The sequence below is a fragment of the Photorhabdus viridis genome, assembly GCF_040256935.1.
Lineage (GTDB): Bacteria > Pseudomonadota > Gammaproteobacteria > Enterobacterales > Enterobacteriaceae > Photorhabdus > Photorhabdus viridis.
In genome coordinates, this window is the sequence record NZ_JBEJZY010000010.1 from 1 (window position 1) to 22,514 (window position 22,514).

19 protein-coding genes and 1 pseudogene are annotated in these 22,514 nt (G+C 41.1%); 3 read left to right on the plus strand and 17 right to left on the minus strand.

The features are described from left to right. Nucleotides 1-1,063: 1,063 nt before the first annotated feature. The 3 genes and pseudogenes from pssA to ABR397_RS05615 all read right to left on the minus strand — a co-directional run. Nucleotides 1,064-2,419: a CDP-diacylglycerol--serine O-phosphatidyltransferase gene (gene pssA, locus ABR397_RS05605; RefSeq protein ID WP_350304849.1), complete on the minus strand. Its 1,356-nt coding sequence runs from the start codon at nucleotides 2,417-2,419 to the stop codon at nucleotides 1,064-1,066. Nucleotides 2,420-2,583: 164 nt separating this feature from the next. Then, the gene (locus ABR397_RS05610; protein ID WP_350304850.1) at nucleotides 2,584-5,226 is read right to left on the minus strand and encodes a bifunctional acetate--CoA ligase family protein/GNAT family N-acetyltransferase; all 2,643 of its coding nucleotides are present in this window, start codon (nucleotides 5,224-5,226) and stop codon (nucleotides 2,584-2,586) included. A 190-nt stretch (nucleotides 5,227-5,416) separates the two neighbouring features. After that, a pseudogene (locus ABR397_RS05615) lies at nucleotides 5,417-5,649 on the minus strand (DTW domain-containing protein); the annotation flags it as partial. Between the two features lie 138 nt (nucleotides 5,650-5,787). Between ABR397_RS05615 and ABR397_RS05620 the strand changes: the two are divergent. Next, complete coding sequence (locus tag ABR397_RS05620; RefSeq protein ID WP_350304851.1) at nucleotides 5,788-6,804, plus strand: tRNA/rRNA methyltransferase; 1,017 nt, start codon at nucleotides 5,788-5,790, stop codon at nucleotides 6,802-6,804. 46 nt (nucleotides 6,805-6,850) lie between these two features. On the opposite strand, the gene emrB is transcribed toward ABR397_RS05620, so the two are convergent. The 13 genes from emrB to nrdH form a co-directional block, all read right to left on the minus strand. After that, entirely contained in the window at nucleotides 6,851-8,386 is a 1,536-nt protein-coding gene (gene emrB / locus ABR397_RS05625) for a multidrug efflux MFS transporter permease subunit EmrB (protein WP_407072865.1), read from the minus strand. Nucleotides 8,387-8,413: 27 nt separating this feature from the next. Beyond that, on the minus strand, nucleotides 8,414-9,592 hold the full coding sequence (gene emrA, locus ABR397_RS05630; protein ID WP_350304853.1) for a multidrug efflux MFS transporter periplasmic adaptor subunit EmrA: 1,179 nt from the start codon (nucleotides 9,590-9,592) through the stop codon (nucleotides 8,414-8,416). A 233-nt stretch (nucleotides 9,593-9,825) separates the two neighbouring features. Continuing rightward, nucleotides 9,826-10,353 (minus strand): transcriptional repressor MprA, encoded by a 528-nt coding sequence (gene mprA / locus ABR397_RS05635; protein ID WP_133816158.1) that lies wholly within the window; start codon nucleotides 10,351-10,353, stop codon nucleotides 9,826-9,828. A 129-nt stretch (nucleotides 10,354-10,482) separates the two neighbouring features. Beyond that, entirely contained in the window at nucleotides 10,483-10,818 is a 336-nt protein-coding gene (gene ygaH / locus ABR397_RS05640; protein ID WP_350304925.1) for an L-valine transporter subunit YgaH, read from the minus strand. Further along, nucleotides 10,818-11,576 carry an AzlC family ABC transporter permease gene (locus ABR397_RS05645; protein WP_350304854.1) on the minus strand — a complete coding sequence of 253 codons (759 nt, stop codon included), beginning with the start codon at nucleotides 11,574-11,576 and terminating at the stop codon, nucleotides 10,818-10,820. Before ABR397_RS05645 ends, ygaH begins: the two co-directional genes overlap by 1 nt. Before the next feature lie 124 nt (nucleotides 11,577-11,700). Then, entirely contained in the window at nucleotides 11,701-12,891 is a 1,191-nt protein-coding gene (locus tag ABR397_RS05650) for an MFS transporter (protein WP_350304855.1), read from the minus strand. Nucleotides 12,892-13,116: 225 nt separating this feature from the next. Beyond that, the gene (gene proX / locus ABR397_RS05655) at nucleotides 13,117-14,115 is read right to left on the minus strand and encodes a glycine betaine/L-proline ABC transporter substrate-binding protein ProX (RefSeq protein WP_350304856.1); all 999 of its coding nucleotides are present in this window, start codon (nucleotides 14,113-14,115) and stop codon (nucleotides 13,117-13,119) included. A gap of 68 nt (nucleotides 14,116-14,183) precedes the next feature. Next, nucleotides 14,184-15,269, minus strand: a complete 1,086-nt coding sequence (gene proW, locus ABR397_RS05660; RefSeq protein WP_350304857.1) for a glycine betaine/L-proline ABC transporter permease ProW — start codon at nucleotides 15,267-15,269, stop codon at nucleotides 14,184-14,186. Continuing rightward, the gene (gene proV, locus ABR397_RS05665; protein ID WP_350304858.1) at nucleotides 15,262-16,461 is read right to left on the minus strand and encodes a glycine betaine/L-proline ABC transporter ATP-binding protein ProV; all 1,200 of its coding nucleotides are present in this window, start codon (nucleotides 16,459-16,461) and stop codon (nucleotides 15,262-15,264) included. The genes proW and proV overlap by 8 nt, the downstream gene beginning before the upstream one ends. A 596-nt stretch (nucleotides 16,462-17,057) precedes the next feature. Next, entirely contained in the window at nucleotides 17,058-18,017 is a 960-nt protein-coding gene (nrdF, locus tag ABR397_RS05670) for a class 1b ribonucleoside-diphosphate reductase subunit beta (RefSeq protein ID WP_350304859.1), read from the minus strand. Between the two features lie 21 nt (nucleotides 18,018-18,038). Next, nucleotides 18,039-20,168 carry a class 1b ribonucleoside-diphosphate reductase subunit alpha gene (gene nrdE, locus ABR397_RS05675; RefSeq protein ID WP_350304860.1) on the minus strand — a complete coding sequence of 710 codons (2,130 nt, stop codon included), beginning with the start codon at nucleotides 20,166-20,168 and terminating at the stop codon, nucleotides 18,039-18,041. Between the two features lie 2 nt (nucleotides 20,169-20,170). Then, complete coding sequence (gene nrdI / locus ABR397_RS05680) at nucleotides 20,171-20,587, minus strand: class Ib ribonucleoside-diphosphate reductase assembly flavoprotein NrdI (protein ID WP_350304926.1); 417 nt, start codon at nucleotides 20,585-20,587, stop codon at nucleotides 20,171-20,173. 13 nt (nucleotides 20,588-20,600) lie between these two features. Further along, nucleotides 20,601-20,831: a glutaredoxin-like protein NrdH gene (gene nrdH / locus ABR397_RS05685; RefSeq protein WP_350304861.1), complete on the minus strand. Its 231-nt coding sequence runs from the start codon at nucleotides 20,829-20,831 to the stop codon at nucleotides 20,601-20,603. A gap of 334 nt (nucleotides 20,832-21,165) precedes the next feature. Here nrdH and ABR397_RS05690 point away from each other — a divergent pair, with 334 nt between their 5' ends. After that, nucleotides 21,166-21,627: a methylated-DNA--[protein]-cysteine S-methyltransferase gene (locus ABR397_RS05690; protein WP_350304862.1), complete on the plus strand. Its 462-nt coding sequence runs from the start codon at nucleotides 21,166-21,168 to the stop codon at nucleotides 21,625-21,627. A 219-nt stretch (nucleotides 21,628-21,846) separates the two neighbouring features. Continuing rightward, entirely contained in the window at nucleotides 21,847-22,056 is a 210-nt protein-coding gene (gene cspE, locus ABR397_RS05695) for a transcription antiterminator/RNA stability regulator CspE (RefSeq protein WP_021323071.1), read from the plus strand. Between the two features lie 72 nt (nucleotides 22,057-22,128). Here cspE and crcB read toward each other — a convergent pair whose 3' ends face one another. Beyond that, nucleotides 22,129-22,503 (minus strand): fluoride efflux transporter CrcB, encoded by a 375-nt coding sequence (crcB, locus tag ABR397_RS05700; protein ID WP_350304863.1) that lies wholly within the window; start codon nucleotides 22,501-22,503, stop codon nucleotides 22,129-22,131. Nucleotides 22,504-22,514 lie beyond the last annotated feature (11 nt).

Genomic DNA, 22,514 nt, shown 5'->3' on the forward strand with positions numbered 1-22,514 from the left:
TATTTGCCTGCTTCGTCTGCTTCTCATTTTCTTTAAGAAACCAGGATAAAATCTCACATTTTTAGAACGAGTATTTTATTTAAAAATAAATCACATTTAATCTTAAAAACAGACTGAATGGATATTAAAGACTATTGATAAAGCCGTATTGAATGGAATAAATTATATTAATATCTGTTTATTGGTTTTTTTTCGTAAAATCGAATCCCATCCCATCTATAAGGTTTACTAGTAATTCTGAGCAGGTTTTATAGATCATCCCCCTTTATCTTGTCTTAATAAATCAGCAGTTAAATAGCTTGATGATATAAAAATACTTCTTCCTGTTTTTTCGGATAATCCTCCCCCTTTTTTCAGGGCTTAAATCCTGCCAAATTAACCGTTTTATCCCTTTTTTTATTATGTTCTTTTTGGGATTTTCCTCATAAAATAACCGACGAGAAAGTACTTGAACACCCATCAGTTCGGAAAATGTTCTTTTGCGTGCGAATTTCTTTTCAACTTTCTATTAATGGTTAATGATGTTCGATTAAAGACAATTAATTCTTCTTCTGAAAAGCTGTATTTATTGAGTTCCGCTCTGAATATAAAAGCTTTAATGTCTCTGTAGTTGCGTTGTTAAATTATTATGGCAAATTAGGTAAATGTAAAATAAGTGAGGTATAGAACCGCTGATAAATGAATTAAACATAGCACAGTAAATAAAGTGGAATTCTGTCCTAGCATTTTTATGATGGGCAGGTTTTAAGCTGTTATTAAAAGTCATTTTTTTAGCTTATGGTTTTAATTGGTATAAAGTTTTTTACCACTTTTAACGTATGTTTTTTGTTAAGTTTAATCATAATTAAGGTGATATTTGACCAGTTAAAGAATATTCAAACACTGTAGTTCGGGTAGTTGTTGGGTTAGTTCTCTTTACTTTTTAACTTCCAAAAAAGATCCTAAATTTTATACTTTTGAAATGGTTATTTTTAAGCAGAACTAGAATTTATCAAATTAAAAAATCCCCTGAAGTTATTCGCTACAGGAGATTTAGATAAGATAGTCAGCTTTATCGATTCAATTACAGAATACGATTAATCAGTCTGTCTACCCGGATACGGCGTAAACGACGGATAAGTTTACGTACTTTGACTGGATAAAGCTGGATGCTGTCTAGTTCCTGATAATTACTGACAACAGTAGTATGAGTGCGGATGCAATTTAGTTCTTTTGTACGTTGTTCCTGCATTTCTTTATTAGGATCGTGGATAAGAATTGCATTTTCTAAATCCAATCCCCAGGCACGAGGATTAAGATTATTTCCTGTAATCAACTGCCATTTATTATCTACCCACACACCTTTCAGATGATAGCTATTATCACCATCTTTCCATAGCCGTACAGTGAGTTGATTGCTGTCCACATAGCGCTGTAGCCTACTGATAAAACGGCGCAGGTTGATTTCATATAGATATGGCAATGCACCGATAATTTTAAATGGTTCTTCTGGTGGAATATAAAAATCGTTGGCAGTTTTATCGCCAACAATAATTTCCACTTTTTTACCCTGATGAAGCAGATGAACAATCAGTCGGGCAATGATAGCTGGAAGGTTAAAATACGGAGTACAAATAACCAGCTTTTGTTCTGTACTGGCGATAAGATGACTGATGGTTTTATTGAGAAGGTTTTTCTTCCCCAGACCGGCAAGTGGAGTGACAGATAATTCGTCGTTCGTTGCCTGATTATTTATCTGATAAGTCGTGTGTCGCAGAGAAAAACGAAATTGACGGATCAGCGCTTTAATTTCAGGGCTACGGGGGCGATTCTTACAATTCAGTTTTTGTACCGCGCCTGTAGCGATAATGTAATTATCAACAAAGTGCTTCATTGCTTCTGCAAGCTTTGCATTGTGGAGCAAGTGGTAGCGATCATAACGATATTTGTCATGTTGGTGGAGATAAACATCATTAATGCTCGCTCCGCTATAAATCACAGTATCATCAAAGATAAAACCTTTTAAATGTAAAACACCCAGTGCTTCACGGGTATTTACTGGTACACCTAATACTGGAATTTTTACGTCAGAATATGTTTCTGCCATGGAACAATACCAATCGGCATTAGTTGCCATTGCGACATCACCAATTCGTCCACGTTGTGCCCGATGCCAGTCAACAAGAACTTTAATATCTAGGTTAGGGCGTTGTTGTTTAGCTGCATAAAGTGCATTAAGGATATCTCTCCCTGCGTCATCGTTTTCCAGATAGAGGGAGATGATATAAATATGTTTTTCAGCGTTAGCAATTTTTTCCAGCAGGGTGCTGCGGAACACTTCGGGTTGATAAAGTGTTTTAACATCAGCAACTGACTGAGGTAGCTTAGGCAGTTGTGCAAGGTGTTGTTGGTGTTTAGCTTGTTTGAATTTAGACAACATCACAGTGCGTTTTTTCTCTTATGTTGGATGGCTGAAAATACGATTATATAGAGCAATGAATCAAATGATCTGGCGATAATACCATTAGTTTGGCTAATTGTGAGCATGATTTAACGCTCTGCTACCTAATGATTCAAGTCTGTGCGATTCATCACGTAGTTGATTTAAAGTTCGAGGGCTAAGTTTACAATACCATCTTCAAATTGAACATCTATGGTAAATTCAAGTTTTTTAGCCAGTTTTATCATAGTACGGTTTTCTGGCATGGTGATGGCGTTGAGACGGCTTATGCCATGTTCCCGCGTATAATTAATCAGTTTGATCATAAGCTGATGCCCTAACGTAATTCCTTTTAAATCAGAGCGTACCAGCACAGCGAATTCTGCCTCGATATTATCAGGATCAGCTATGGCACGGGCGACGCCGATAATTTCCGGGGTAGTATTAGGATGACGCACGGCAACAAATGCCATTTCACGGTCGTAATCAATCTGAGTCATATTTGCTAAATCATCGTGGGTGAATTCGCTGATTTCACTGAAATAACGGTAATAAAGATCTTCTTTGGTAACCTGACCGATAAAATCTTTTAGCAATGGTTCATCTTCTGGCAGAATCGGACGTAGAAGGCATTCTGCACCACCTTTCAGTTTTATGGTTTCTTCCAGTTCGCTTGGATATGGGCGGATAGCCAATCTGGTCCGTGGATCACCTTCTATAGAAGATAATTCCATTGAAACATCCAGTAGTGTGAATTCATCGCCGGAAGCCAATAATGGATGAATATCTAGTCGTACAATTTGTGGGCAATCAAGTAACAGGTTAGATACTTGAACCAAAAGTCGGCTAAGTGCCAGCACATCTAGTGATTGAGGGGAGCCCCTGAGTTTAATTTTTCTACTTTTAATGGCTTGAATAACCAGGTATCGCGCTAATGCCATATTAAGCGGCGGCAATGCTACGGCTGCTTGTGTTTCCGGTGACCATTCAACACCACCTTCTCCCAGCATAATCAGTGGACCAAATACCTCGTCTTGTTCTACTGCAATACGCAATTCTTGTGCTCCGGCACGGTTTGCCATGCTTTGAACTAGCAGTCCCTGAACTCTTGCCTGAGGGAAATTCTGATTGACACGTTCGATAATCGCTTGAGCAGAAGCTCTGACTTCATTTGCGTTGCGCAAATAAAGCATAACACCCTGAACTTCTGATTTATGCGGGATATCTGGTGAACGTAATTTCAGGGCGACAGGATAACCGATCTGTTGGGCAATACTGACTGCTTCATCACTGTTATGTGCAATCCAGGTTGGAAGTGTATTGAGGCCATAGGCTTCCAGAATAGGTTGAACTTCATGGGTATCCAGAAGTGAATTCCCCTGTTCCAGAGCTTGTTGTATGCACTGATGGGCGTGGGCCGTATTGGTTGTGATGTTTGCTGATAATGCTGGCGTTTCTGTTAATTGTTTCTGATTGCGGCGATATTCCACCATATGCATAAAAGCAGTAACAGCGCCTTCCGGAGTTCGGTAAGTTGGAATACCTGCTTCACTGAACAGACGGCGGGCTTCTTGTGAAGAATACTCTCCGCACCAGTTGGTGAAGATAGTCAGCCATTTTCCCCGCGGATGTTTACGGATTATTTCAATGACTTTTGTGGCGGTCTGAATGCCGGGAGCAATTGCGCTAGGAGAATGAATAAGTAACAGGGCATCATGGTCATGGCTGTCTAGTAAAGGTTTTAGTGCGGAGATGTAACGTTCCACCGTAGCGTCATCTCTTAAATCCAGTGGGTTGTGTAAGGCGATAGTTTCTGGCAGATGTGTTTTCAATGTCTTCGTTGTTTCTTCACCTAACGTTGCTAACTTACCGTTACGACGGAATAACTCATCCAGCGCCATTGCCGCTGGAGCTGCACCGTTGCTAATGATAAATAGCCGCTCTCCCCGTAAAGGTGACATATGACTTAATGTTTCTACAGCAGAAAACATTTCATGTGTATCTTGCACCCGCAATAATCCAGCGCGCTGAATTGCTGCGTCATAGGCAGCATCCAGATTTTGTTGTTCACCAAGTAATTTCTGGGCCTGCTTGGTGCGGCCGCTTTTAACCACCAAAATAGGTTTATTGCGGGAAGCGCTTCTGGATGCTGAAAGAAAGCGACGGGCGTCATGAATATGTTCCAGATAGAGCAGGATAGCGCTGGTTTTACTGTCACGAGCCAGAAAATCAAGCAGATGATCAATATCAATATCTACACTGTCACCCAACGCGATAAAGTAGGAAAATCCGACTCCTCGGTGTTGAGCCCAGTCAAGAATCGTATTTGATACCGCCGCAGATTGAGAGATAAAAGCCAGTTTCCCTTTGAGTATTGGAACTGGGGAAAAGCTGGCGTTTAATCCTTGCCAGGGGGCTAATAATCCCAAACTGTTTGGTCCAAGTAGCCGGATACTATAGCGCTGGCAACACTGTTTTAGCTCAGTAAATTGGGGCTCTGGCGAGGAAAGAATAATAACTGTTTTGCAACCAAGTTGTCCCAGTTGTTCCAGACTTTGCAAATTGCGGCTATGATGAGTACAAATAACAGCCAAATCTGGTGTGATCGGTAATTTATCTATTGAAGGATAGGCTAAAACCCCTTGAACGGAATCGCTATTGGGTGTTATCGGCAGTATTGGCCCGGCAAATCCCCCTGCAAGCAGGTTGCGCATCATAACTGAACCAGCTCGTTCTGGTTTTTCTGAGGCGCCAATTACCGCAATGGATTTAGGGCGTAATAAAGCTTCAAGTCCGCGCTGGCTCATCAGGAGGCTCCTTGTTAGCGATTAATTGTGGCTACTGTAACGGATTTTGTTGAGCATTGCTGTGATTTACGCTATCGGGTGATGAGGTTTACCCGCCAGATATTGTTGATGAAAATAGCTAAAATGAGTAAGCAGCCACTTCCGCGGTATAATGTTGTTCTTCTCTAGTGGGCATCCGCAGTAAAGTAAGAAGAATGTCAGCAATCAATTTACCTGTATTACTGGGTTTCATTGGCTCGGTATCAAACATGATAAGGCAAAAGCGGCTGGCGGCATTCGCCGGTTTGATTGTATCGCACAGACAACTTTTCTGTGGCAGTAGACAATAAGAGCAACGTTCATACGATAACCACGGGCACGAAAGGGGCGAGTAGAACGAGCGAGGCGCTGCTGACGCAGTTGGAAAACGGCATTATCATTCATAAATCAGGAATCTGGGTCCTTCAGGTAAAAGGCAGGAAAAAAAATTAAAGGCATATTTTAATGGATTGTGGTTGTCAGAGGTAGCTTACCATGCACACATCAGGTAATCTTCGCGCCATAAAGTAGTTGGAGAGACGAATGAACGATTCATACAGTGGTAAAAATGGCAAAGTCAAAGTGATGTATGTCCGCAGTGAGGACAATAATGACAGCCGCAGCAATAACAAACGTCCGTCGAGCAAAGGACGCGACCAAGGTCAGCGTCGCCGGGACAATGAGCGATCATCCCGTTCTCCGCGTGTTACTGAGCGTGAAAGATCTCCCTGGAAAACAGTTTCCCGCCCTGAGAGTGATTCTTTAACGCCAGAGCATGGCGGTATCAGTGGGAAAAGCCAGATTGATCCAGAGCAGCTTCGTCGTCAGCGAATGGAAGAAACCCGGATTTATGGTGAAAATGCATGTCAGGCGATGTTTAAAAACCGTTCTGAGGCGATAGTTCGAGCCTGGTTTGTTGAGTCAGTGACACCACGTTTCCGTAATGCTCTAAAATGGATGGCTGCCAACCGTAAAGCTTATCATGTTGTGGATGAAGCTGAACTGGCGAAAGTGTCAGGTACTGAGCATCATGGCGGTGTTTGTTTTCTGATTAAAAAACGCAGTGGTTTGAGTGCGGAGGCTTACCTGAAAAGTGCTCCGGTAAAAGATTGTGTTCTGGCTCTTGAAGATGTGGGTAATCCACATAACCTTGGTGCCATTATGCGAAGCTGTGCGCATTTCGGTGTACAGGGTGTGATTTTGCAGGATGTGGCTTTGTTAGAATCTGGTGCGGCTATTCGTACAGCAGAAGGTGGCGCTGAGCATATCAAAGGTATTGATGCTGATGGTTTTACCACCACACTGAATAAATTTCGTGAAGCTGGTTACACCATTGTGACAACGTCTAGCCATAAAAGCAGCACCAATTTAGCTAAAGCTGAATTACCCGAGAAAATGGTTCTGGTACTTGGTCAGGAACATGATGGCTTGAGTGACAGTGCTTGGGAGCATGGCGATATGAGTTTGTTTGTCGGGGGCACTGGTTTGGTTGAAAGCCTGAACGTTTCTGTTGCAACTGGCGTTATGCTGGCTGAGTGGTGGCGACAGAATAGAGCCTGATGGAAAAAGCGGGAGCCGTGAGTGCTCCCGTTTTGCTATTTAAGATTTAATGGGCACCGACACTCTCTTTACTTCCTGGTGTGAATGGTGGTTTCGCGAGCCAGACGAGCATAATCAAAATTAGGAACACGCCGGCAGAGAGCCAGAATATTTCATTTGCTGAAATTATGAGCCCCTGATGAGTAATTTCTTTTGCCAGATAACCCGAAATTTGCTGGTTATTCATTCCCAAGGCTGATAATTGCTGATAAATCTGTTGAGTATCGGGGCTATACGGATTGATGTGTTCTGTAAGATGAGCATGATGCATTGATTCGCGTTGAGTCCACATGGTCGCTGTTAGTGATGTTCCTATTGAGCCAGCCAATGTTCGGATAAAGTTAGACAGACTGGATGCAGACGCCATCCTTTCTGGCCGTAAGCCAGAAAGGGTAATGGTTGTTAGCGGCATAAAGAAACAGGCGATAGCAAACCCTTGAATAAATTGAGGCCATGCGGAAGCAGCAAAATTCATTCCTGGTTCGAATGTATATGCACGCCAGTAATAACAGACAGCGTACATAACAAAGCTAAATGTCACTATGTAACGCATATCTACTCTATTACCGTACTTACCAATCAGTGGCGATATTATCAATGGCAACAATCCTACAGGCGCTAATGCCAGTCCTGACCAGGTTGCTGTATAGCCAAACACTTCCTGTAATAACTGAGGTAACAAAACAATTGTGCCGAAGTAGAGTAGATAAGCCAAACTCAAGCAGAGGCAACCAATAGTAAAATTGCGCTCTTTGAACAGCGACAAATCAATAATTGGATTGTCATCGGTCAACTCCCATACTGTCAGACATACCAAGGAGATTACGGCGATAACAGCCAATACGATAATTTCTGTAGAATTAAACCAGTCCAGCTCTTTACCCTGATCCAGCATAATTTGCAAACAACCAACCCCGACAACCAGCAACACGAGTCCTATTGTGTCGATAGGTTTGATCTCTGTTTGGGTTTCACGCCCTTTCAACGTTTTCATTGCAATCAGAATAATCGCTATACCAACAGGAACGTTGATAAAGAAAATCCATCCCCAATGATAGTTATCACTGATGTAGCCACCCAGAATAGGGCCAAAAATTGGTGCGACAATAATAGTGATGGACCATAACGCCAGCGCCATATTTGCTTTGGCGGGTGGATAGTTGTTCAATAGCAGGCTTTGCGAAAGAGGAATAAGAGGACCAGCAACTAATCCCTGAACAACCCGGAAGAAGATTAGCATTCCAAGACTGTTGGAAATTCCGCATAACCAGGAAGCGATAGCAAACAGGGCTGTTGACCAGATGAATAGCTTAACTTCACCGATGCGTTTTGCCAGCCATCCGGTAACCGGGATGGAAATCGCATTAGCGACACCGAAAGAGGTAATTACCCAGAGCCCCTGAGAATTTGATGACCCCAGATTACCTGCGATAGTGGGTATCGCTACGTTAGCAATTGTGGAATCCAAAACTTGCATGAAAGTTGCCAAGGATAGTGCAATGGTCATCCATGCAAGTTTGGCCCCTGTGAGCGGCTGTCTCATCACTGTTGCCCTCTGTCTGTATTGTTTTTAAGCGTTATTATTAATTATGTCATTGACTATTTTATTTGCAGGGGACATATCTATTGTCAGCGCAGAGGTGTGATAAGCCGATTTGGTGCGTGTTCTGTCAGACAGAACAGGGCCATCAGAACGGGTGGTATCTACTCTTACTTTAGTCGAGAGGCCGATGCGTAATGGGTATTTTTCTAATTGTCCAGGATCCAATGTAATGCGGACGGGTAAGCGTTGAACAACTTTAATCCAATTGCCACTGGCATTCTGAGCAGGCAATAAAGAGAAGGCACTGCCTGTACCCATATCAAGGCCTGTGATTTTGCCGCTGAATATTTTACTTCCACCGTAGAAATCGCTGGTGATTTCGACGGGTTGACCAATACGCATATCGGCAATTTGAGTCTCCTTGAAGTTAGCTTCTATCCACATATCGTTTGCCGAAACTATCGCCATTAGAGGTGTATTTTTATTGATTTGTGCGCCAACCTGTACACTGCGGCGTGAGACATAGCCATCAATTGGACTGACTATTTTAGTGCGTTGGAGCGCCAGCCAGGCGTTACGGACTTCTGTTGCTGCTTGTTCAACGGCAGGTTGTTTTTCTAGCGGAGTATCACGAATAATTGCTTGATTAGCGTTATATTGCTCGATAGCGATATCCAAAGCGGCTCGAGCACTGGCAACGGCTTCCTGTGCATGTTGCAGCTCCTCTTTACCAATCACTTTCTGGACGCTAAGTATTTCACGACGGTTGAGATCATTTTGAACTTTGGTCAATTCAGAGCGGCGCAGAGTGATATTAGCCTGATATTGTTTACTGTTAACTATTTGCTGATGAGTCTGACGTACACTGTTAGCCAGTGCTGTTTTTGCTTTTTCCAATGCTAACTCTGCATCACGGGGATCGAGTTGTACTAATACACTGCCGCTTTTCACAAAGTCAGTATTATCGAAGTTAACTGTGATTACGCTGCCGGTAACTTGCGACATAATCTGAACTTGATTGCCTGTAACGTAGGCATTATCGGTTTCTTGATGGTGGCGTAAAATGAGAAACCAATAAAAAAAGTAGACAACACCAAGCAGAGTAAATACAAGAGTTAGTAATACGAAGGTACGACTGCGTTGTCTTTTTTTGTTATCGGTTGGATTTTGTGGTGCTGGTACTTCAATTTCCTCATTCGTGCTCATAGTAATCTCCATGCTTGTTATCTATTTTTTGGCCACTATCATTTTTCAGCTCACTTTCCAGTAGTGGTATGTCATCACTACTGGAAAGATGAATTACACACAATCCAATGTTATCGAAGAATAATAGTTAGCTTTTGGCAGAAAAGATCATCTTGGCTAACAAGGAAATTTTTCTCGAACAACTTAACCAGAAAATTGTTGTTTGGATGAAAATTGTTCGATCAAACAATAAGTTATTTTTTGATACAATCGCCCATTGTATCAAGTCTGACCAGTAATTTTCTCATTAACGTCTCTAACTGTTTTTGTTCCTCCTGGTCAAGGCATGACCAAAGCTTTCTCAGGCAATCATGTTGAGGTGGAAGTAAACTATTTAAAAATTTTGTACCTTGATCTGTCAGGTGAAGGTGAAGACAGCGACGATCGTTATGACTTTCTTTTCTTTCAATCCACTCCTGCTTTTCTAATTCATCAGCAATACGAGTGGCGTTAGTACGAGAAGAACCTAATGCAGCACTTAATTCTGATGGTTGGATACTGTGGCTTTCTTTAGTATCAAGGATCATCAGGGCCATGAACAAAGTCTCATTGATTCCTTGAGCTTTCAACATATTATTACGGTTTTCAAGCAATTTGCTTTGGACGTGCATTGATAACCTAGTCAACAGGATCTCTTGATAAGGGATATCTTTATTTAATTTGGCTTGCTGTGCTGCACGAATATTCAGTAATTCTTCGGTAGGCGTAAACGAACTTTCCATTATTTAGATACCTTATTAGTTTCAACTGGTAAGATAACTTTTGTTATCAAACATCCAAATGGTATATTAAAAGATAAATTTAGCAATTGTAGTTATTTATTATCATCATATTTCTTTTGATATTGATACCTAATTCATAAATATTTTGAATGTTAGCCCAAAAAGTAGCGCACCGAATAGTGTTGCGAGTATAATTTTCTTTGTTTTGTAAAAAATTAAACAGATAGTTAAAAAGCCCACTAGGGTAGGAAATAGCTTTTTACTGTCTCTCATTACATCAGGTATACCTGATACGATGAGTAAAGCGCAGATAGATGCAATGCCAATACTGTCAAGAATAATGCCTGTTTTTCCGCTTTGTTTGCCGCCAGATTGACGCGCTTTACCAAAACGTAGTGGTAGATAGCGGAACAAAAAGTTGGCTAACCCAACAAATAGCCCGATGAGCAAAATTCTACTGTCAATCATTGTGTTTCCTTTTGTTCATAAGTGTCATTGCAACTGCTTCGTGGTTGTAACAATGCTGCGATACAACCACCAACAATACCTGCCAGAATGGCAACAGGGATTGAGAAAAGAGTAATTCCCAACAGTGCCCCAATCAGCGCTGCTGCAACACAATAACTGTGTTGTTTTCTGCAAGATGCAAGCAGAAAACTCAGAAATAGCGCCGGTAACATGAAAGTCATGGCAGCTTCTACCGCAGGGTAGGATTCCAGATAACCGTTGCCAAGAAATGCGCCGGCTGCTGTACCAACAACCCAGGCAAGCCAGGAACAGCCCGCAATAGCAACCATCCAGTTTTCACTCCAACTACGTTGGTTTTTAATCAGTTTTGCGGTGGCTGCGGCAAAAACTTCATCTGTTAGACCAAAAGCCCAGATAAGGGTTTTTTTCTCCGTCAGTTTACCTTTGATACGATGTCTTAAAGATGGTCCATAAAGGATATGGCGAACATCCATTGCCAGTATTGTCAGGGCAGAAACCCATAATGACATACCCGCGCTCAGTAAGGCCGTGATAACGAATTGGCTTGCGCCGGCGTAGATGATGCATGAAAAGAAAATGGCTTCTATTGGGGTGAAGCCAAGTTTGACTGCGCTAAGACCAAAAGCAAAAGCGACGGGAATGTACCCGATAACGATGGGTAAACTGTCTATTATTCCCTCAGTAAAGGAGGATTTTTGACTGGGTAAAGGCGTGAATGCGTCAGGAACAGGCATACAATATATCCGGTTATATAAATGTTGTGTAACATTAACAAAAGGAAATCAAATAGAAAATATTATCCTTACAAATGTTTCATAAATGTTTTTATTTAGACATTCTTTTGCCATAACGTGTTTCTTACAACGTTTTTGGCTCATGCTTTTTGCCTAAAAACCACACGATCAGGCTGATTATACAGATGGTCATTCCGGCGGCGGTAACGCCATACCAACCCGAATGTTTATAAGCATAACCTGAAACCAGAGAGCCGAGAGCGCCACCAATAAAATAGCTGGTCATGTAAGCAGCGGTGAGTCGGTTTCTGGCTTCTGGCATGATACGGTAGATCGTACTTTGATTGGTAACGTGAACACCCTGAACCGCAGTATCAAGGAGCAGAATACCAATTAGAAAGCCGATTAATGATTCTTTGGCGAAGCCGATCGGTATCCATGAAATAAGTAGTAGCACCAGCGAAATACTGGTGGTCAGAGAACCTTTTCCTTTATCAACCAGTTGCCCGGTTTTAGTGGCCATCAGTGCTCCTGCGGCGCCGACTAACCCAAATAAACCGATTATCCCTTCGGAGTAGTTAAAAGGAGGTGCTGAGAGCAGGAATGCCATCGATGTCCATAGAAGGCTGAAATTGGCAAATGTCAGTGCTCCCAGTATGGCGCGTACTCTTAGAAGGGGAGTTGTGGCGACGAGTTTTACAATAGAGCCAAGTAACTGGAAGTAATTGAGAGTGGTCACTTGTTTATAACGAGGCAGGCAGCGCCATAACGTCAGGGAGAGAATTATCAGTAAGATGCTGGCAACCCAAAAAATCGTTCGCCAGCCGCCAAGCGTAGTCATTGCTCCTGAGAGGGTTCTTGCCAGTAATATTCCAAGTAGCAACCCACTCATAATTATACCAACGGCTTTTCCTCGTTGATGGGGAAGAGCAAGTGTTGCCGCCAGAGGGACCAGTACTTGGGCAACTACTGAAAATAAGCCTGTCAGTGCAGTTCCCAGCAACATTTGCCAGATATTTTGTGACATAGCGGTAATCAGCAATCCAACAGCGGCTAACATTGTCATTGAGACGATCAGGTTGCGTCGTTCAAACATATCACCTAATGGTACAAGGAATATCAGGCCAACGGCGTAGCTCAACTGAGCTGTGGTTACAATAAAGCCCGCTTCGCTGACAGTCAGGTTAAATTGTAACGCGATAGTATCAAGCAGCGGTTGTGCATAGTAGTTACTGGCGACAACCAAACCTGTGGCAATTGCTATCAAAGCAATCAACCCAGGGCTTAACGGTGTACGGGAAATATTTTCTTCCATAAATGTGTTTCCTTGATGCTCGAACGGCAGGTTAGAGGGAGTGGACAACTCACTAAAAGCGAGTGCATTGTAGTGAGTTTTTATTATTAGATTCAACGATAGAACCGAGAGGATAGTAGAAAGAAATCTGCAAACATTGATTGAATTGTCCAATTTGGTGTAAGGGAAAATTGACATAAAAAATAGTGAATTGGTATAGGCCAATTCACTGTGGTATCTAGAATGTTAATTATTTTTGGCGGCTTTTGCGGCAGTTTCAATCCAGTTATCAAATAATTTTTGGTGAGTTTTGAGCCAATTGTTTGCGTGGCGCTCGATATCTGTTTGTGATGCTTCACCATTATGCATCCGCAGGTTTTGGGCGTTAATATCAGCAAGCGGTATTTTCATAATAGAAAACAACTTAGCTGCTGCTGGGTTATCTTCTGCCCATTTTCTATTGGCGGCAATATGCATAATACTTGGTGGGAAACCGTAATTAGCGCCATTTGGTAGTCTTGTGTCTGTTTTTTCACCGTCAGGCATAGCCGAGAAAGGAACTTGCAGCCAGACAACATCTCTGCCCGGTTTTAGCACATCACTGATCCAGTAAGGTGTCCATGTGTAATATAAGATGGGTTGACCTTCTTTATAGCGGGTAATGGTATCCGCCATCATGGCGGCATAATTTCCTTGATTATGTTCAATACTATTGTTCAAGCCATAAGCTTTAAGATGATGGTTAATCGCGGCTTCACAGCCCCATCCAGGGTTACAGCCGGTAAGATCAGCTTTGCCATTACCGTTGATATCAAATAATTTGGCTATTTTCGGATCTTTCAGCTGCGCAATGTTGGTGATGTGGTATTTTTCCGCTGTTTTTTTGTCGATCAAATAACCTTGAGCGGCATTTTCTACGTAATTACCAACACGATAAAATTTGGTATCTCCCCCGGCAGCCTGATATTGGTTGTTGTGTAGTGGTTCCCAACTTACCGCCATAAAAGTCGCATCACCGGAAGCGATAGAGGAATAGGCGACATTGTAGTCTACTTCTTTGATTGATTTGACATCATAGCCAAGTTTTTCCAGTGCTTTATTGACGATAAGAGTTTGAAATGTTTCTTCGGTAATGGTGCTTTGTATTGGTTGTACACTGATACCTTTACCTGGTAACTCGACAGAGAATGATTGAAAGCTTATCAGTGATGACAGGGTTATAGCCCAGATAACTATTTTGCGCATTGTTTTTCCTCCTGTAGTCGTCATCATATTTTTTAAAAACTTGCAGTTTGATATATGCCTTTGCAAAGCTATGCTTTTTTGCTGAATAAATGGGTAACTAACCCAATTGGCCCGGAGGTATACCAGTGGGTTACGCCTTTGGTGCGGCTGTCGCGACCAAGAGACTGTGTCAGACGGTCAAGGAGAATCGCAAGAATAACGATCCCGACTCCTCCTACTGCGGCAAGCCCCATATCAAGACGACCAATACCCCGCAGAACCATTTGACCTAAACCACCGACGGCAATCATTGAGGCGATAACAACCATTGACAGCGCCAGCATCAGAGTTTGGTTTATACCGGCCATAATTGTCGGCATAGCCAGTGGTAACTGAACTTTAAACAGCATTTGGCGAGGACTGGCACCAAAAGATTCGGCTGCTTCTATCAGATCTGACGGAACTTGTTTGATACCCAAAATTGTCAGACGGACAATTGGGGGTAAGGCGAAGATAATGGTGACGATAACTCCAGGTACGTTGCCGATACCAAATAGCATGACAATTGGCACCAGATAGACAAACGCCGGCGTGGTTTGCATAGCATCAAGCAGAGGTCGGATGATTTTGGCGGCTCTTCCACTGCGTGCCAGCCAGATACCAAGTGGTAAGCCAATGATGATGCAGAACAGCAGAGATGTCAGGGCCAATGCCAGAGTGACCATAGCTTCAGACCATGCTCCGATTGCACCAATAATTATCAGCGAAACAAGTGACGCAATACCCATACCAATACCTGATAGCTGCCAGGCAATCAGGGCAAAAAACAGGATTGCAACAGGTGCCGGCATTGAGGTTAGAAATTGTTCAAAATTGCTGAGAACAAAATCAATTGGGACACGCATCCCCTGAAATGCCGGGCGAAAATTCAGTACAACCCAATCAATAGCATGGGTTACCCATGAGTCTAAGGGAATAAGGGGGTGTTGGAATGGATCCATGATATTGAAATGTTCAGGTTGTACGGTTGCTGCTGGTGCATCCAGCCAGTCAGAACCGGCTGAATTGTCAACATTGGCTTCGCTACTCCAGGGATCTATGCTATCAGCCGAGGAGGGATGGGGATCCCTCGTATCTTGTGTAGGTTGAGTTTGATGTTCGTTTTGATTACCCATTTGGTGTCTCCTTATCTAAAGCCTGCAACAGCATCCCTTTGGAAATAACGCCGATGTATTTGTCGTTATCCCCAACAACCGGAATTGCACAAGGTGATTGTGCTACAACAGAAATCAATTCATTGAGAGGCATATCTGCGGTAACGGCGGTTGGCTCTGTTAGTATGGCGTGCTCGATCGGTTTTTTTTCCCATAATGCTTTTTCCAATGAATTTACGGAAACCACACCCGCGAACTTTTGCCCGCGTTCGATCAGATAACCATAATTCCTGTTCTCGTCATCCAGGACTTTCAATGCGGAAAGAGGGCCAAAACCTGGCGCAACATGAAGAAGAGAATCTGGGCGGCGGCGAGCGACATCTTTGGCACTGAATACATGGCTGATATCTACGCCCCGGAAAAAGGTTTTCACATAGTCGTTTGCCGGATTATTCAGGATTTCATCAGGTGTCCCGACTTGTACAACAACACCACCTTGCATAATGGCAATTCGATCGCCGATACGCATTGCCTCATCCAAATCATGAGAGATAAAGACGATGGTTCGTGGCTGATTACCTTGCAGACTGAGTAACTCGTCCTGCATTTCTGTACGAATTAATGGATCAAGGGCGGAAAATGCTTCATCCATCAGCAAAATATCCGGGTTATTGGCCAGTGCTCTGGCAAGCCCGATACGCTGGCGCATTCCGCCTGAAAGTTCATCAGGGTAGGATTGCGCATAGTTTTCCAGATTTACCTGTTTCAGTGCATCCAACGCTTTTTTGTGGCGTTCTTGTTTGGGGATGCCGGCAAGTTCCATACCAAAAGCTGTATTTTCTATGACGTTTAAATGTGGCATTAGTGCGAATGATTGGAAAACCATACTGATTTTGTTACGGCGAACGTCTCTTAACGCGGTTTCTGAAATCTCAGAAATATCTTCACCATCAATTAATACCTGACCACGAGTCGGTTTTATCAGACGATTGAGAAGGCGTACCATTGTGGATTTTCCGGAGCCTGATAATCCCATGATGACAAATATTTCGCCTTCTTCAATGGCCAGATTGGCATTTTGTATACCAACAGTCAGACCTGTCTTTTCAAATATCTGATCTTTATTCAAGCCAGAATTCAGTAATTTGAATGCATATTCTGGAGGGTTGCCAAATATTTTGTAGAGGTTTTTAACTTCGAGTTTAATTGCCATGAAATAGTTACTTTCCTTTCAATGGTTATTTAATGGTTTTATGCATTATTCATCTCTGCATGATTCTTTGAAGATATATACCCTAACATACTGAGAGGGCATGACAACCCTATGTTAATGTTAATTAATGTAAAAAATAGTGATATTAAATTAATTGGAGTCAATATATTTGGCATTATTTCATTATTATTAGCAAATTATTTTCTATGAATTTATTCTATTTCTGAAAGGGTGGTTTTTTCTATGTTATTGTTATTGATGTATTTTTGTGAATTATAAGTAATAGTTCGGCAATTGTATTTTAGATGGAATTGGTTATTGATTTATAATGTTGATTATATCTGATTAGAATGAAATTTAATTTACAATTAATTAGATTTATTAATGTTTATATCGTTTGATATGAGGGGAATGGTTTTTTCTGGCAACGAATGTTCACAGAAATCGTTGCAACTGTAAAAAACACCATAAAAAATATAAGGATTTTATGGCATTTTATCGTTTGAAAGACAGGCTTAATGATATTGTTTTTAAATATTATCGTATTATGGTTATCTGACGTTAAAAATATTCTATATAAAATAAAGTCATTTTCTTCAGAAATCCCAATCTTCATCCTCTGTATTAATTACTTTACCAATAACATACGATGAACCTGAACCAGAAAAGAAATCATGGTTTTCATTTGCACCAGGTGATAATGCGGAGAGTATTGCCGGGCTGACATTTGTCGTTTCTGGCGGAAATAAGGCTTCATACCCAAGATTCATTAATGCTTTATTGGCATTATAATGTAAGAATTTTTTAACATCTTCAGTCCAGCCAACAATACCATAAAGCTCTTCTGTATATTTCACTTCATTTTCGTATAAATCTAATAACAGCGAAAAGGCAAAATCTTTAATCTCTTTTTTCTCTGGTTTAGCGTATTTATCCAATGATTTTTGGAACTTATATCCAATATAATAACCATGAATAGCTTCATCCCGGATAATAAGTCGGATTAAATCGGCTGTATTTGTTAATTTTCCTCGACTTGACCAATACATCGGTAAATAGAAGCCTGAATAAAATAAAAATGATTCCAGAAAAACACTGGCGACCTTTTTCTTTAATGGATGGTTATCACAATAATAATTTAGAATAATTTTAGCTTTATTTTGGAGTGAAAAACTCTTTTCACTCCAGCGATAGGCGTCATCCACATCAGTAGTCAGACATAATGTTGAAAAGATGGAACTATAAGAACGTGCGTGAACAGCTTCCATAAAACTAATATTGGACATAACCGCTTCTTCGTGAGGTGTCAGTGCATCTTCCATCAATGCCGGAGCGCCGACTGTGTTTTGGATAGTGTCCAATAGGGTCAACCCGGTAAATACCTGGATGGTCAGTTTTTTCTCTTCTGCCGTCAGTGTATTCCATGAGGGAATATCATTAGATAACGGAATTTTTTCCGGTAACCAAAAGTTAGTTGTCAGCCGGTTCCAGACTTCCAGATCTTTGTTGTCTTCAATTCGATTCCAGTTAATTGCACATATAGGGTTACTAATCATAATAAATTTCCAGCATTAATTTTACAGTGAGCATGAAACACAGCCTTGTATTTCTGTACCTTCTAAAGCAGCTTGTCTCAGACGAATGTAATAAAGTGTTTTGATCCCTTTACGCCAGGCATAAATTTGGGCTTTGTTAATGTCGCGTGTAGTAGCACCATCTTTAAAGAAGAGTGTTAGTGACAATCCCTGATCGACATGTTGAGTCGCTGCGGCATAAGTATCAATAATCTTTTCCGGCCCTATTTCATAAGCATCTTTATAATATTCAAGATTATCATTGGTCATAAATGGAGCAGGGTAATATACTCGTCCTGTTTTGCCATCTTTACGGATCTCAATACGGGATACAATCGGGTGAATACTTGAGGTTGAATTGTTGATATATGAAATAGAACCTGTGGGAGGAACAGCCTGAAGATTCTGATTATAAATACCATGAGCCATAACTGAGGCTTTTAATTCAAGCCAATCTTGTTGACTAGGAATAGTTATTCCTGCTTGTTCAAATAGTTGACGGACTTTTTTTGTCTGAGGTTGCCATGATCTTTCCGTATATTTATTGAAGAATTCACCACTGGCATAATGGGAATCTTTAAAACTTTTAAAGTAGCTATTTCGTTCAATTGCGATCTGATTTGAAGTACGCAAAGCATGATAAGAGATGATATAGAAATAGATGTTTGTGAAATCAATTCCCTCTTCAGAACCATAGTGAATGCTTTCCCTTGCCAAATAGCCGTGAAGATTCATTTGACCCAAACCAATCGCATGAGAATCTTGATTTCCTTTCTCGATAGAAGGAACTGAACCAATATGGCTCATATCTGATACGGCAGTTAAGGCGCGAACAGCTGTTTCAATCGAAAGGGTAAAATCAGGTGAATCCATTGTATGAGCGATATTCATCGATCCCAGATTACAACTAATATCTTTTCCAATATGGCAGTAATTTAAATCATCGTTATATTCGCTGGCACTGTTAACCTGTAAAATTTCGGAACATAAATTACTCATATTGATCCGACCTTTAATTGGATTAGCATGATTCACGGTATCTTCATACATAATATAGGGATAACCAGATTCGAATTGGATTTCAGCTAACGTCAGGAAAAATTCACGGGCATTGATTTTTGATTTGCGAATTTGTTTGTTATTTACCATTTCAGCATATTTTTCTGTAATGCTAATTTCAGACATTGGTACGCCATAAACCCGCTGAATATCATAAGGTGAGAATAGATACATTTCTTCATTGTGTTTAGCCAATTTAAAAGTGATATCAGGAATGACGACCCCAATGGAGAGTGTTTTTATACGGATCTTTTCGTCGGCATTTTCCCGTTTTGTATCCAGAAAACGAAGAATATCAGGGTGATGAGCATTGAGATAAACGGCGCCTGCACCTTGGCGTGCACCCAGTTGATTGGCATATGAAAATGCATCTTCCAGCATTTTCATCACTGGAACGACACCCGATGACTGATTTTCAATCATTTTTATTGGTGCGCCGGTTTCCCGTAGATTACTTAGTAAGCAGGCGACACCGCCACCACGTTTTGAAAGCTGTAATGCTGAATTGATTGAACGCCCGATGGATTCCATATTGTCCTCAATTCGCAGCAGGAAGCAGGAAACCAGTTCTCCACGCTGCTTCTTACCACAATTAAGGAAAGTTGGCGTTGCTGGTTGAAAACGGCCACTGATAATTTCATCGACCAGACGGTCCGCCAGTACTTGATCACCTTGAGCTAAGGTCAGTGCTACCATGCATACCCGATCTTCATAGCGTTCTAGGTAGCGTTTATTATCGAAGGTTTTCAGTGTATAGCTGGTGTAATATTTGAATGCGCCAAAAAAAGTTTGAAAGCGGAATTTTTTACTATAGGCTTGCTGAAAAAGCTTTTTAACAAAAGTAAAATCGTACTGTTTTAGTACTCCAGTTTCGTAATGTCCCTTTTGCTGAAGGAAATCGAGTTTTTCTTTCAGATCATGAAAAAAGACTGTGTTTTGATTTACATGTTGGTGGAAATAGCGATGAATGGCCAGTTTGTCTTTATCAAACTGAATATTTCCTTCACTATCGTACAGATTGAGCATAGCATTGAGAGCATGATAATCCTGCCGCTCGTTAATTTGGAAAGTCATGATTATATATTCTCTGGTGAGTGATGTTGCCAGAATCTTTGGATACCATGGCGTACTTGATGCACATCTTCTTCAGTACCCAATAGTTCAAAACGGTATAGGAGTGGTATCTGACATTTTTCTGAAATTATCCGTCCAGCGATACCGTAAGCTTCGCCAAAGTTTGTATTCCCGGCGGCGATAACTCCCCGAATCAGCGCCCGGTTTCCGGCAACATTTAGAAACTGGATCACTTGTTGTGGAACCGCGCCTTTAGCACTGCCACCACCATAACTTGGTGTCAGTAAAATGTAAGGTGAAGTTACATTGAGCAGATTACCTGATTGGTTTATTGGAATACGGAGAGCTGGCATCTTTAGTTTCTGGACAAATCTGTAGCTATTTCCGGATGAACTGGAAAAGTAGACCAGCGGATTCATATTCATAGTAAACCTACAAATTCTCAGATAACGCGTTGATTTTATCAGGGCGGAACCCTGACCAATGTTGTGTGCCTGCGATGACCACGGGAACTTGCTGGTAACCCATAGTGCGGATAATCGCTAAAGCCTGTTGGTCTTCGGTTAAATCAATAATCTGATAAGGAATATTCCTTTGGTTTAGAGCCTGATAGGTTGCGTCGCATTGTACGCAGTCAGGTTTGCTATAAATAGTAATGTTCATTAATGACTCCTTTTTCAGTTTGTGAGTGTGTAATGACGAAATTTGGTTCACAGGTAACATTTTTCCAAAAGGCTATAACTTGACTTATACTATATGTAGTGAAATTTTATTTCAACCGTACTATATATAGTGTTAATTTTATATTGAGTGACTATCATCAGAATTACGGTATTGTTTATTCTCTATTTGTTGGGAGACTTTTTTCCTTTTAGGAAAATTTCAGTTTTCTAGTCGGTGGTAAGGGGGCAACTGAATTCATCATTGCAATTTATTGAAAAGACGATTTACTCTAATCCCTATAATAATTGATATTTTTTCAATGGAGGAGGTGGCTATGTATCATCAGTATTTTGATACACCTAAAGGATTCCCGAAACCGTATGTTCATATTACTGCGGATGATAAGGGAGTAACCAGTCTGTATTTTGTTGATGAAAAAACAGCGCCTGAAGTGAAAAATGATATCACTAAACAGTGCGTGAAAGAGTTACGGGGGTATTTTACGGGTAAACGTACTGCGTTTTCTGTTCCACTCAATCCGGTAGGAACTGAATTCCAACAGCGTGTCTGGTCGCAGTTATGTAAGATCCCGTTTGGCGAAGTGTGGAGTTATAAGCAGCTATCATTGGCATTAGGTTCAGTCAATTATTGTCGTGCGGTAGGAATGGCTAATTCTCGTAATCCGATCTCATTAATTGTGCCTTGTCACCGTGTTATTGGGCATGATGGTAAATTGGTGGGGTATACCGGCGGTCTGAATATTAAAAGCTGGTTACTGGAACATGAAAAAGCATAACAGTTTGCTTGTTTGATAAATTGCCTGATAAAAGACCAGGGAGGGTGATAGAATATTTACATATGTGCATTATTTGGCAGCAAAACTAAATAAAAGATAAGATCTATTGTATTTTATTACGCTTTTCGTGATCTTGGTTGTAGACAATCAACCAACTTATTTGCTGTACTGTATACGACACAGGTTTTGTGTCTTATTTTCACGTTAAAGGTAAGTTTGATGTCAAAAATTAAAGGTAACGTTAAGTGGTTTAATGAATCTAAAGGATTCGGGTTTATCACTCCAGAAGATGGTAGCAAAGACGTATTTGTGCATTTCTCTGCTATTCAGAGCAACGGATTTAAAACTCTGGCAGAAGGTCAAAAGGTAGAGTTTGAAATCACTGACGGCGCTAAAGGTCCATCTGCTGTAAACGTTGTCGCTATCTGATTTTAACTCCGTATTTTGAAAAACCCGTTGATATGACGGGTTTTTTTTGATTTTTATGATGTGTGTGTAATTTTAAAGCTCGTTCATTAGTGCGAAAGCTAAAATTGTCATCAGTAGTGAGCTGAAAAGATTAAGTAGAACTGTTCCTAATGCCCATCCCAGTTTTCCATCCAGCAACAAATAAGCGACCTCAACAGAAAACGTGGAAAAGGTTGTTAAGCCACCGCAAAAACCGGTGGTTAGCATGAGTTTCCAGATCGGATCAAGCTGGGGGGATTTATTAAAATAGGCTAACCCCAGCCCGATGATCAATGCACCAATACAATTAACGGTAAGGGTGCCAACCGCGATGTTAGTAGAAATACTATTAAGGTGGAGGCTGATAAACCAGCGTAATACACTGCCTAAGCCACCACCAATAAATACAGCCAAAATAATATTAATCATAGTAAATCTTA